10 protein-coding genes are annotated in these 11,863 nt (G+C 63.7%); 4 read left to right on the top strand and 6 right to left on the bottom strand.

The window, feature by feature from the left end:
* Nucleotide 1: 1 nt before the first annotated feature.
* Both HUK73_RS06480 and HUK73_RS06475 read right to left on the bottom strand, forming a co-directional pair.
* The gene (locus HUK73_RS06480) at nucleotides 2-643 is read right to left on the bottom strand and encodes a phosphoribosylanthranilate isomerase (protein WP_176591162.1); all 642 of its coding nucleotides are present in this window, start codon (nucleotides 641-643) and stop codon (nucleotides 2-4) included.
* A gap of 9 nt (nucleotides 644-652) precedes the next feature.
* Nucleotides 653-1,510 carry a lysophospholipid acyltransferase family protein gene (locus tag HUK73_RS06475; RefSeq protein WP_176592849.1) on the bottom strand — a complete coding sequence of 286 codons (858 nt, stop codon included), beginning with the start codon at nucleotides 1,508-1,510 and terminating at the stop codon, nucleotides 653-655.
* Between the two features lie 53 nt (nucleotides 1,511-1,563).
* On the opposite strand from HUK73_RS06475, the gene HUK73_RS06470 reads away from it, so the two are divergent.
* Nucleotides 1,564-2,673, top strand: a complete 1,110-nt coding sequence (locus HUK73_RS06470; RefSeq protein WP_176591161.1) for a glycosyltransferase — start codon at nucleotides 1,564-1,566, stop codon at nucleotides 2,671-2,673.
* Nucleotides 2,674-2,822: 149 nt separating this feature from the next.
* Here HUK73_RS06470 and HUK73_RS06465 read toward each other — a convergent pair whose 3' ends face one another.
* The 3 genes from HUK73_RS06465 to gyrA form a co-directional block, all read right to left on the bottom strand.
* Nucleotides 2,823-3,158: a hypothetical protein gene (locus HUK73_RS06465; RefSeq protein WP_176591160.1), complete on the bottom strand. Its 336-nt coding sequence runs from the start codon at nucleotides 3,156-3,158 to the stop codon at nucleotides 2,823-2,825.
* A 268-nt stretch (nucleotides 3,159-3,426) separates the two neighbouring features.
* A complete protein-coding gene (locus HUK73_RS06460) occupies nucleotides 3,427-3,774 on the bottom strand; it encodes a DUF952 domain-containing protein (RefSeq protein WP_176591159.1) in 348 nt (115 codons plus the stop codon).
* Nucleotides 3,771-6,461, bottom strand: coding sequence for a DNA gyrase subunit A (gene gyrA / locus HUK73_RS06455; RefSeq protein ID WP_176591158.1), 2,691 nt, complete (start codon nucleotides 6,459-6,461; stop codon nucleotides 3,771-3,773). Before gyrA ends, HUK73_RS06460 begins: the two co-directional genes overlap by 4 nt.
* A 256-nt stretch (nucleotides 6,462-6,717) precedes the next feature.
* Here gyrA and HUK73_RS06450 point away from each other — a divergent pair, with 256 nt between their 5' ends.
* The gene (locus HUK73_RS06450; RefSeq protein ID WP_176591157.1) at nucleotides 6,718-7,992 is read left to right on the top strand and encodes a hypothetical protein; all 1,275 of its coding nucleotides are present in this window, start codon (nucleotides 6,718-6,720) and stop codon (nucleotides 7,990-7,992) included.
* A gap of 108 nt (nucleotides 7,993-8,100) precedes the next feature.
* Nucleotides 8,101-9,372 carry a hypothetical protein gene (locus HUK73_RS06445; protein ID WP_176591156.1) on the top strand — a complete coding sequence of 424 codons (1,272 nt, stop codon included), beginning with the start codon at nucleotides 8,101-8,103 and terminating at the stop codon, nucleotides 9,370-9,372.
* Between the two features lie 83 nt (nucleotides 9,373-9,455).
* Here the strand turns inward: HUK73_RS06445 and HUK73_RS06440 are convergent, their stop codons facing one another.
* The gene (locus tag HUK73_RS06440) at nucleotides 9,456-9,929 is read right to left on the bottom strand and encodes an Lrp/AsnC family transcriptional regulator (RefSeq protein ID WP_176591155.1); all 474 of its coding nucleotides are present in this window, start codon (nucleotides 9,927-9,929) and stop codon (nucleotides 9,456-9,458) included.
* A gap of 203 nt (nucleotides 9,930-10,132) precedes the next feature.
* Here HUK73_RS06440 and HUK73_RS06435 point away from each other — a divergent pair, with 203 nt between their 5' ends.
* Nucleotides 10,133-11,842, top strand: a complete 1,710-nt coding sequence (locus tag HUK73_RS06435) for a sensor histidine kinase (RefSeq protein WP_369805445.1) — start codon at nucleotides 10,133-10,135, stop codon at nucleotides 11,840-11,842.
* The last annotated feature ends 21 nt before the right edge of the window (nucleotides 11,843-11,863 follow it).

Here is an 11,863-nt window from a genome sequence, read left to right as displayed (position 1 = left end):
CTCATGAGGACGCCGCATTGCAGAAGGCCATGATCTTGTCCACACTCTTGATGCCCGGCGCGCTTTCGACGCCGGACGAAACATCGACCAGCGGGGCGGCGGTGATGCGGACGGCCTCTGCCACATTGTCGATGCCCAGGCCGCCCGACAGGCCCCAGGGGGTGGATATGGGCGCGCCGCGCAGGAGCGTCCAGTCGAAACGCAGGCCCATGCCGCCGGGAAGGGCCGCGCCTTCCGGGGTCTTGGCGTCGAAGAGGAGGAAATCGGCGGCGCCGGTGTAAGCCTTGGCTGCTTCGATGTCGGCGCGGGTCTTGACGGAAATGGCTTTCCAGACAGGGATGGCGAAGCGGGCGCGGATGGCGGCGGTGCGTTCGGGGCTTTCCTTGCCGTGGAGTTGGAGGGCCGTGAGGGCGCCCGCGGCGGTGAGTTCGGTCAGGATTTCGTCGGTCGGGTCGACGAGAACGGCGACGCGCTCGATATGCGCAGGGACCGGCGCGGTGAGGGCGCGCAACTGATCCGCTTCGACATGGCGGGGGCTTTTGGGGAAATGGACAAAGCCCAGATGCGTGGCGCCTGCCCGCATGGCGGCGCCTACCGTGTCGGGTGTCGAAAGGCCGCAGATTTTGATGGCGAGTCGGGACATGCAGGCGCTTTAGGCGGTTGGGGCGGTCAGGTCCATGTCATGGAGGGCAAGCCATTGGTCGGCATGGTCGATGCAGGCTTTGCCGAGGAAGCCGTCCATGGCCTTCAACATTTCGACTTCGTCCATTTCGTTGGGATCAAGTGGTGGGTGCCAGTCGAGGTGGAAATGGGCGCCCTTGGTCCGGGCAAGCGTGAAGGGGAGGAAGCGGGCATCGCTGCGCCGGGCGAGGCGCAGGGCGATGGAGAGATTGCCCGATGGCTCCAGATCGCGGCCGAAACGGGGGAACCAGACCTGACGATCGCGCCGTTCGTCCACCAATATGTAGAGCATGGCGCGGTCTTTTTCCGCCAGATGGCGCAGGATCGCGCGCGCGGCGCCGCTGTTGCCGGTGATCGCCTCGCCCATATAGCTTTCCCGAGCGCGTTTCAGCATGGCGGCCTGCGCGGGGTCTTCGGGCGGGTCGTATACGCCGAGGCCAGGGCGGTCGGTCGAGGCCTTGAGATGCGCTGCCAGCAGGTCCCAGTTGCCGATATGGGTCGTCAGGAAGATCATCGGGCGCGGCGAGGCGAGCGCTTCGCGGTAGGCGGCTTCATTTGCAATGGTGACGTGCCGGGCGTTCACCAGCCTGTCGACATTGGCGAGCTCAGCCATGGTACGGCCAAGGTTGAACCAGCGGCGGGTGAGGATCGCCTCGCGGGTCGCTTCGGGGAGGTCGGGGCGGAGGAGGGCAAGATTGTCGCGGGCGCGCTGGTCGCGCAGCTTCATCGATTTGCGCGCGATGTTTGCCGACAGCCAGCCGCCCAGCCATGAGGCGAAGGAGGCGGGGAGAAGGCGGAGCAGGGTGAAGAGAAAGGGGTTGGAGAGCATCGCGCCTGCCGTCATACAGCAGCGGTCGGGGCGGTAAAGGGCTTGGATTTGCGATGTTTTGGTTATGGGTGGTCTTGCAGGGGCTGACGCTGCTGGGGGTACTCAATTACTGGCGGCATCTGCCGGTGGACAGGCAGGAGGAAGCGCCCGAGGGCGTTGTCGTGCTGCTGTCGGTGCGGGATGATTGGAACGGCGGGACGGAGCTGATCGCGCGGTTGAAGGCGCAAACGGTGCGTTTCCGGCTGGTGATTGCTTCGAGCGGAGGATGCGCAGCGGCTGAGGCTCTTGCGGCGCGTGAGGGGGACTGGGTGCAGATCGTTCGCGCCGGGCTTGCGAGCGATGAGGGGCAGAAGGTGCACAAATTGCGGGCGGCCTTGCGGGCTTTGCGTGAGGGAGACCGCTATCTGGTTTTCGTGGACGCGGATATCGAGCCTCCGGCGCGGCTGGTGGGGCGGTTGCTCTTTCCTCTGGTGCGGGGGAAGGCGGATATCGTGACCGGCTATCGGTTGCTGTTGCCGGAGGCGGATATGCAGGCGGCTCTGGTGGGGGCAGTGGAGATGCAGCTTGCGACCCTTCCCCGTGCCGCCAGTGCGACCATGCCCTGGGGCGGGGCGATGGCGCTGACGCGGGAGGTGGCGGAGCGGCTGGACCTGGATGCGGCTCTGGCCGGGCGTCTGTCCGATGACATGGCGATCGGGTTGGCCGGATGGCGCGCGAAGCTGCGGTTGCGGCCAGTGCGGGACTTGCTGGTGGCGAGCACGTTGCAGGGGCACGGGGCGCTTGGCTTTGGCGTGCGGCAGTATCGGCATATCCTGACCAACAGCGCGGGGATGTGGCTGATAGCCTGCGCTGTGGTCGGGGTGCAGGCCTTGGGCTGGGGCTGGGCGCTTGGTTGGGGCGGCTGGAGTGCCGTGGCCGTGGGCTATGCGGCGGCTGTGGGGCGGGTGCTGGTGCGGCGGCGGATTATTGGGGGCGTGGTGGAGTCAGGGCAGGCGCAGAAGGCGCGGCGGTCGCTTTGGTGGGATATGTTGGCGCCCTTTGCGGTGTGCTGGGCGCATTGGGGGATGCAGTTGGCGGCGGCTGGGTCGCGGCGGATCAGGTGGGGCGGATATGATTATTGGGTGAAGGGCGGGAAGGTCGTGCGGATGGAAAGGGTGGAATAGCTGTTTTGGCCATTTTTCGCTGAAGTTCACAGTGCGCGCGCGGGTAAGGGGCGGCCGTAATCGAAGTGATCGTCCGCGATTGTCGGATGACATGGAACTGCGGCGTTCGAGCCAAAGCCGAACGCCGCATGAAGAGGGTACAGCTCAGATCACAAGGGCTGCTCGGAACAGGCGACGTCGTACTGCGACACACTTGCCGAATTGCGCGAATTTTGCGGCTGGGAGCCGGCATAAACGTCGCCGGCGCTTCCGCCGAATGCAGAGTGGCCGGAGTCAGCTGAATGCCCCGGATCGGCGCCTGTGCCGCTCGCGATAAGCGCTTCGCAGTCCTCATCGGGTTGGCCAGTCGTGACCGGCGGCCCCACCGAATGCCAATAGCCTTGTCCATTATTCTGACCGTTGCCCGGTGGCGATGTTTGAGCAGAGGCCGATGCGGGCATGAACGAAATGGCTGCGGCACCAAATAAGATAATTGCGGCTTTCATGGCAAAAGCTCCTTCATCTACTCACCGGAACTGCGTTGATAAAAGTGCCCTGTCCTGCAGAAACAGTAGGGCGCTTTGTTAGTTGCGCCGGGAGCCGCAGTGGTTCACCGGTTCCTTAAAAAATGTTTGGCGACATGCGGATTAAAGCGTTGGGTAGGCGGCGCGAAGCCGAGCCGGCAATTTCGCGCCGGCTGCGGCTGCCGAAATGACGGGAGGGGCGCGCTTTAAGTCACGTTTCTCGCCTTCGCCAGAAACGAACGGAGGTTGGTTAGAAGCCTGCCGGGAAGAGATGCTTGCCCTGCTCGTCCAGCCGCAAGACGACCTTGCCCGCCACTGCGCCGAGCGGGAGGTCACCATAGAGGTGCGGGAAGAGGGCGCCGCCGCGTGACTCTTCCCATTTGAGCGCGTCGCCGAAGGGGGCGAGGTCGATCATCACCATCACCAGATTGTCCTGACCCGCGAAATGTTTGGCGGCGGTTTCGGCCGCCTGTTCGCGTGTGGACATATGGATATAGCCGTCCTGAAGATCGATGGGCGCGCCTTTGAACACGCCGTCGGTCTTCAGCTGGTCATACTGATCCTTCGTCAGGATCTTGTAGGCGAAGAGGTCGGTCACGCTTCGTTGTTTTCGGAGCCGGTTTCCGCCGCATCCTCAGCTTCGTCGCTTTCCTCGATCTTCGCGGCACTGACGACATGTTCGTTATCGGACACGTTGAACAGACGCACGCCCGCTGAACTGCGGCCGATGACGCGCAAGCTGTCCAGGCCCATGCGGATCAGCTTCGCCTGATCGGTGACGAGCATGAGCTGGTCGGCCTGTGTCACCGGGAAGCTGGCGACAACCGGGCCATTGCGGCCGATATTGTCGATGTTCGTGATGCCCTGACCGCCGCGTCCGGTGCGGCGATATTCGTAGGCAGAGGACAGCTTGCCATAGCCGTTGGCGCAGACGGTGAGGATGAACTGTTCGCGATCCTTCATGAGGGCGAACATGCCCTGATCCTGCATTTCCCCTTCCTTTTCGGGCTTCCAGGGGGCGAAGCGCAGATATTCCTCGCGCTGTTCCTGATCGGCGCCGGAGCGGTGGAGGATGGAGAGGGAGATCACCTCGTCATCGCGCTTGAGCGTCATGCCGCGCACGCCGGTCGAGGTGCGGCTCTGGAATTCGCGCACGTCGGTCGCCTGGAAACGGATTGCCTTGCCCTGACGCGTGGCGAGGAGGACGTCATCCTCTTCGGTCAGCAACGCCACGCCGATCAGGCGGTCGGTGCTTTCATCGTCGAACCGCATGGCGATCTTGCCGTTCGACGGGATGTTGGCGAAGGCGTCCATGCTGTTGCGGCGGACCGTGCCGTTCGCGGTGGAGAACATGACGTGCAGGTCCTTCCAGCTATCCTCATCCTCGGGCAGCGGCAGGACGGTCTGGATCGTCTCGCCGGGGCCGAGCGGCAGCAGGTTCACCATCGGGCGGCCGCGCGTCGCCGGGCCGCCTTCGGGGAGGCGCCAGACCTTCAGGCGATAGACCTTGCCCGCCGTCGAGAAGAACAGGACCGGCGTGTGGGTGGAGGTCACGAACAGTTCGGTGACGGCGTCCTCATCCTTGGTCGCCATGCCGGAGCGGCCCTTGCCGCCGCGTGCCTGGGCACGGAAGCTCTCCAGCGGGGTGCGCTTGATATAACCCTGCACGGTGACGGTGACGACCATCTCCTCGCGCTCGATCAGGTCTTCATCATCGATGCCGTCGGCGGCAGCGGTGATTTCCGAAAGGCGCGGGGTGGCGAAGTCGCGCTCAATGGCTTCGAACTCCTCGCGCATCACGGCGTAAAGCTTCACGCGATCACCGAGGATGGCGAGATATTCGGCTATGGCGGCGGCGAGTTCCGCCAGCTCATTGCCGATCTCATCGCGGCCGAGCGCGGTCAGGCGGTGCAGGCGCAGATCGAGGATGGCGCGGACCTGCGTATCCGACAGGCGATAGGTGTCGCCGCTGACTTCCGTCTCGATGGCTTCGACAAGGCGCAGATAGGGCGCGATCTCCGCCACCGGCCATTCGCGGGCGAGCAGGGATTCGCGCGCTTCCGCCGGGCTGGACGATCCACGGATGATGCGGACGACTTCATCGAGGTTCGTGACCGCGATGACGAGGCCCAGCAAGATATGCGCGCGGTCGCGGGCCTTGTTGAGTTCATATTTGGTGCGGCGGGTGATGACCTCTTCGCGGAAGCGGATGAAGGCCTCGATAATGTCGCGCAGGTTCAGCACTTCGGGGCGGCCGCCGCGAATGGCGAGCATGTTCGCCGGGAAGCTCGACTGGGCGGGGGTGTTGCGCCAGAGTTGGTTCAGCACGACTTCCGGTGTGGCGTCGCGCTTCAGATCCATGACGATGCGCACGCCTTCGCGGCTCGATTCGTCGCGAATGTCGCTGATGCCCTCGATCCGCTTGTCCTTGGCGGCTTCGGCGATCTTTTCGACAAGGCCGTTCTTGCCGACCTGATAGGGAATGGCGGTCAGCACGATGGAGCGGCGGTCGCCGCGCCCTTCCTCAATTTCATGGCGCGAGCGCATCATGATCGAACCACGACCGGTATGGTAGGCGCTGCGGGCGCCGGACTGGCCGAGGATCAGGGGAGCGGTCGGGAAGTCCGGGCCGGGGACGATCTGGATCAGTTCGTCCACGGTGATGCCGCTATTGTCGATATAGGCGAGGCAGGCGCGGATCACTTCGCCAAGGTTATGCGGCGGGATGTTGGTCGCCATGCCGACCGCGATGCCGCCCGCGCCATTGACCAGCAGGTTGGGGAAGCGAGCGGGCAGGACCTGCGGCTCGCTTTCGGAGGCGTCATAATTGGGCTGGAAGTCGACGGTATCCTTGTCGAGGTCCTCCAGCATCGCACCGGCTACCTTGGCGAGGCGCGCTTCGGTGTAACGCATGGCTGCCGGCGGATCGGGGTCCATCGAACCGAAATTGCCCTGACCGTCGATCAGCGGCACGCGCATCGCCCAGTCCTGCGTCATGCGCGCCAACGCGTCGTAAATCGACGTGTCGCCATGAGGGTGATATTTACCGATCACGTCACCGACGATGCGCGCCGACTTGCGGTAGGGCTTGTTGTGATGGAAGCCCGATTCATGGGCCGAGAAGAGAATGCGGCGATGCACCGGCTTCAACCCGTCGCGCACGTCCGGCAGGGCGCGGGCGACGATGACCGACATGGCATAGTCGAGATAGCTCGTCTTCATCTCCTCCACGATGGAGATGGGGCTGATGTCCGAGGGGTCGGCGAGGACGGTCTCGTCGGTCAAATCGATTCTCTTTTTGGTGAGTGTATGTTGTTGGCTATGCACTAGCCGAGCGAAACAATTCTGTCACCCCTCGCGCGCACGCGCGCGCCAAGCACGAACTGCACAAACCATGAGATGCATGAAGAGCGCGCCAGAACGTGCGGCGGGGGCTGACATGCTGTCAAGTCGTGCATATAGGCTGTTCAAACGTTATTCACGCGCCGACCCCTATCGGCGTCATACAAGGGCCGCCTGTCCCCCGGGCGCAGAGGAGAAGATGAACATGCGTTTTGTTACCCCCGTGGCGCTCGCGCTGACTCTCGCGCTGACCGGCGGCGCCGTATCGGCTCCGGCATTTGCGAAGAAGGAAGAAAAGAGCAGCGCGCCCAAGCTCAATGTGTCGCCTGACGTGATCAAGGCGCTCCAGGCGGCACAGACGGCTGCCGGCAAGCAGGACTTTGCGGGCGCCAAGGCCGCGCTGGCCGAGGCGGATAGCAAGGCGAAGTCGAATGACGACAAATATCAGATCGGTGCCGTCAAGCTGAACACCTCCATCGCCGCCAAGGATGCCGCGATGCAGGGTGAGGCGCTGACGCAGATGCTCGACAGCGGCCTGACGCCGGCGGAACAGGTTGGCCAGTTCAATGCGGTGGCTGCTGATCAGGCGCTGCAGGCGAAGAATTACGATCTGGCGATCTCACGCGCCAAGGCTGCGGCTGCTGCCGGTTACAAGCCCGATGCGGTGAACGTGACGCTGGCGCAGGCCTATTTCGGCAAGGCCGGCACCGCCAATGCTTCGGTGGAGCCGCAGCGCGGGTTGAACCAGCAGGGCCTCGTCGCGCTGAAGGCGGCGGCGGATGCGACCAAGGCGGCGGGCGGTCAGGTGCCGGCCCAATGGTATCAGATCGGCGTCAGCCGCGCGGCGACGGCAAAGCTGCCGGAAGTCACCGAATGGGCGACGCTCGCCTATCAGGCCAATCCCAGCGGTGAAAATCTGCGCACGCTGGTCCGCCTGTTCCAGCAGGCCAATCCGAATATCTCCAACCGCGAAAATCTCGACGTGCTCCGTCTGATGGCGGTTTCGGGTGGTCTGGTGGTCGCGCAGGACTATCTGGAATATGCCGAAATGGCGTCCAAGACCGGCATTTACGGTGAAGTGAAGTCGGCGATCGACGCCGGGCGCAGCAAGGGCGTGCTGAGCGCCAGCCAGGGTGGCGACCTGTATCAGACCGCCGTGCCGAAGATTGCGGGCGACAAGGGTTCGCTGGGTTCGGCCGAGGCTGATGCGAAGAAGGCCGCCAACGGCAAGATCGCGGCGGCTACCGCTGATGCCTATCTGGGCTATGGCGATTATACCAAGGCGGCGGCCATGTTCGAACTCGCCAAGCAGAAGGGCGGTGTCGACGCGGACGAAATCAACAGCCGCATGGGCATTGCCAAGGCGCTGGGTGGCGACACCGCTTCGGCCAAGGCGGCTTTCCAGTCGGTGCAGGCCGGTTCGCGCAAGAAGATCGCCGATCTTTGGCTGGCCTATCTCGCCACCAAGGCCTGATTTTTCGGGCTTATATGGCGCGCTGCTCCGATGGAGCGGTGCGCCATCCTTATCTTCAAGCATGATCAACGCGCTGGTCAGGGCCAGGCGACAAGGGGAATGGCTGACATGGCCAAGATGCGACATTCGATTCTGACCTGTGCGCTGTTGGCGGGAGCGGCTGTGCTGGCGACGCCGGCTGGGGCGAAGAAGCCGGTTGCGGCTGGCCCCGTGATCGAGATGTCGGACAGTTTCCGCGCGGCGACGCAGGCGGCAGACAGCGCCATCAAGGCGGGCGATGTTTCCGGTGCTCAGGCGAAGATTTCCGGGCTGATGCCGGTCAGCGATTTCGAGGCTTATGTGGCCGCCGGGCTGCGGTTCGAACTGGCGGTGCTGAAGGTCGATCGGCAGGCGCAACGGGTCGCGCTGAACGATATGTTCAAGACATCCTCCGTGCCCAAGACGGACATGCCGCGATTGCGCTATATTGCGGGTTATCTCTCCTTCATCGTCGGCAATTATGACGATGCGACGGCGCAGCTCGATTATGCCAAGACGCTGGGCTACGACCCGATCGATGCGACGATGCTGCGCGGGGATATCGCGCTGCGGCGGAACAAGGCGAAGGATGCCCGTGCTTTCGTGCAGGAGGCGCTGGCCCGGCAGCGGACGGCAGGACAGCCGATCCCGGCGGCCTGGTATGACCGGGCCATCTCCATGGCCTATCAGGCGGGGGATTGGTCCGATGTGGGGGCACTGTATCGTGAGCGGCTGAGCCATTATGATTCTGCTGGCGAGTGGCGGTCCGCGCTGGCCAATTATCTGAGTGCGCCGGGCATGGACCCGCAGGTTCAATTGGATCTTTATCGCTTGCAGGCCGCCAATGGCGCGATGGCGAGCGAACGCGACTATCAGGCCTATGCACAGTTGGCCGACAAGACCGGCTATAGCGCGGAAACCAAGGCGATCATCGAGGCCGGGCGTTCGGCGGGCAAGCTTACGTTGACTCAGGCGGCGACGGCGCAATTGTTGAAGAGCGCAACCCCCAAGGCCGCCAAGGAAATCGCGGCCTTGCCTGCCGCAGCGAAAAAGGCGGCGGCGGCCAAGGATGGATCAGCGGCGATGACGGTCGGCGACACCTATTTCTCGCTCAGCCAGTTCCCCCAGGCGGTCGAGCAATATCGGCTGGCCTTGAGCAAGGGTGGGGTCGATACGGGTAAAGCCAATGCGCGGCTGGGCGTGGCGCTGGCGCGTTCGGGAGATCTGGCGGGCGCGAAAGCCGCGCTCGCACAAGTGACGACGGGCAATTGGGTCAATGATGCGGGTTTCTGGTCGGTATGGGTTGATCAGCAGAGCCGTAAAACAGCGCTCAAGCCGGTGGTCGTGCCGCCGGCAAGTTGATCGGTGTCGACCGTCACGGATAATAAAGCCCTCCCCATCGCATGATGGGGAGGGCTTTTTATATTTGTACCATTAACCGGCCCTCAAACGGGCAACGGTACACCCGGCAGGTTTTTCGATGTGCGAATGGTAAGCGACGTCTTGACGCTTACCACATTGGGCGCGGGCGTCAGTTTCGACGTCAGGAATTGCTGGAAGCTTTGCAAATCCTTTGCCACGACCTTCAGGATGAAGTCGATTTCGCCGTTCAGCATATAGCATTCCCGCACTTCGGGCAGTGTCGCGATGTGATCTTCAAATGCCTTGAGGTCCGCTTCGGCCTGACTCTTCAGGCTGACCATCGCGAACACGGTGATGGTGTAGCCCAGCATCGCTGGGTTCACCACGGCATGATAGGAGTTGATCGCGCCGCTTTCCTCCAGCGCGCGGACGCGGCGCAGGCAGGGGGGAGCTGTCAGCCCGACCTTCCGGGCCAGCTCCACATTGGTCATCCTGCCGTCGTCCTGCAACTCACCCAGGATCTGGAGGTCGATGTCGTCAATATTGGGGCCGGCCATTATTCCGCTTATTTCCTTGCCTGTTAAGAGGAGGTTACCATAATAATATTTCAGAGCAATGCAATTGTCCCACTATGCGACGTTCGCATAAGAACCCATTTGCGCCTCTTTCCCTTTGCGGTGCGAAGCATTATCCCTGTGTAACGATCCCTTCGGCGAATGGTTGGTTAGCGCTGCGCCGGGGGCCAGAATGGGGAATTTGGGTGCGCTTCAACGATCTCATGCAGACGGTTCTGGCTGCGGAAGGCAGGAGCGGCATTGGCGCCGTGACGCTGTGGCGGCAATGCGTGGATCTGCTGGCGCAGAATGACAGGCATGACCGGACCGTGATGTCCGATTCCGAGCGCACCGTTCTGCTGGAACGCATGAACGGGCTGCTGCCGAAACTGTCGGAAACGCAGCGGATCGCGACGGTGGTGGAACTGGGCGGGCGGCTGCGGTCTCCGGCTCTGATCGAGTTTTTCGCGGGCGACCGGCCCGCCATTGCGGCGGCCGCCATATCCCGCGCAAAATTGCCGGACGAACTTTGGGTGGCGATGTTGCCGCGCTTGACGCCGACGGCGCGCGGGGTGCTGCGCTCGCGGCGCGATCTGGGCACGGCGACGGTGCAGGGGCTGGAGGCATTCGGCGCCACCGATCTGGTGTTGACCAGCGCGGTCGAGCAGCAGGAGGATATGCTCCTGACCGAGGCGATGATCGTGCCTGTGGAGCCGGTCGAAGCGGAGGTGGCGCCTGATCACGATCAGCCCCTGGAAGCGGCTGAGGACCAAAGCCAGATTCGCAATCTGGTGGATCGGATCGCCCGCTTCACCAATGCGCGGCGGACCGGCGAACCGGTCGAAGCGCTGCGGCGCGATGAAGCCGCCGGGCCACGCACCTTTGCCTTTGAGACTGATGCCGCCGGCGTCATCGTCTGGATCGATCAGGGGCCCAGGGCGGCGCTGATCGGCCTCGCACTCAACGAAATCGCACTGGATGGCGGCAGCGGTCCCGATGGCCATGTCGCAGGCGCCTTCATGCGGCGCAGCGGTTTTCAGAACGGCCGCTATACGATTGTCGGTGGGACGATGGCGGGCGAATGGCGGCTTTCGGCAACGCCGTTTTTCGATCCGCGTTCCGGGCGGTTTCAGGGCTATCGCGGGCAGGCGCGGCGCCCCTATCTGCATGAGGTGGCGAGCGAACCGCGAGCGGAGCCAGTGTCCATCGCGGGGCTTTCCGCCGACTCGATCCGGCAGCTTGTGCATGAACTGCGCACGCCGCTGAATGCCATATTGGGTTTTGCCGAGATCATCGAGCAGGAGCTGTTCGGTCCGGCTGGCGAAGCCTATCGCGACATGGCCGGGAAGATCGCGTTGGATGCGCGGCACTTGTTGACGGCTTTCGACGATCTCGACCTGGCGGCGCGGGTGTCGCGCGGGGAAGGGAATATGGCGCCGCGGGCGATCGATCCGGCGCTGCTGGTGACGCAGGTTTCGGCGCGCTTCCGCGAACAGGGGGATGGCGCGCAGATTGACATCGCCATGGCGCGCGGCCTGCCCATGGTGCGCATCGATCCGGTGCAGGGCGAACGCATGGTGCAGCATCTGTTGCGCACGCTGATTTCCGTGGCGCCTGCCGGGGAAGCTCTGACCGGATCCTGTTGGTTCCAGCCCGAAAGTGGCGAGGGGCGGGTCGTGCTGGCGATCGACCGGCCGTCCAGCCTGATCGGGATGGAAGAAGGAAAGCTGCTCGATCCGGGCTATATGCCGGACGGGAATTGGGCCGATGGGCCTTTGCTGGGGCTGGGTTTTTCCCTGCGGCTGATCCGCAGCCTGGCCGCCGGATGCGGCGGAGCGCTGGAGATCGAGCCGGGGCGCTTCCTGCTTGCCGTGCCGGCGATGGCCGAAACCGGGGATGCGGTCGGCAACGGCTGACGGCATGAACCCTATGGCAAC

Source organism: Sphingobium sp. EM0848, assembly GCF_013375555.1.
In the GTDB taxonomy this organism is placed as follows: domain Bacteria; phylum Pseudomonadota; class Alphaproteobacteria; order Sphingomonadales; family Sphingomonadaceae; genus Sphingobium.
The sequence above is the reverse complement of the archived record's forward strand: the minus strand, read 5'-3'. Positions and strand labels throughout refer to the sequence as shown.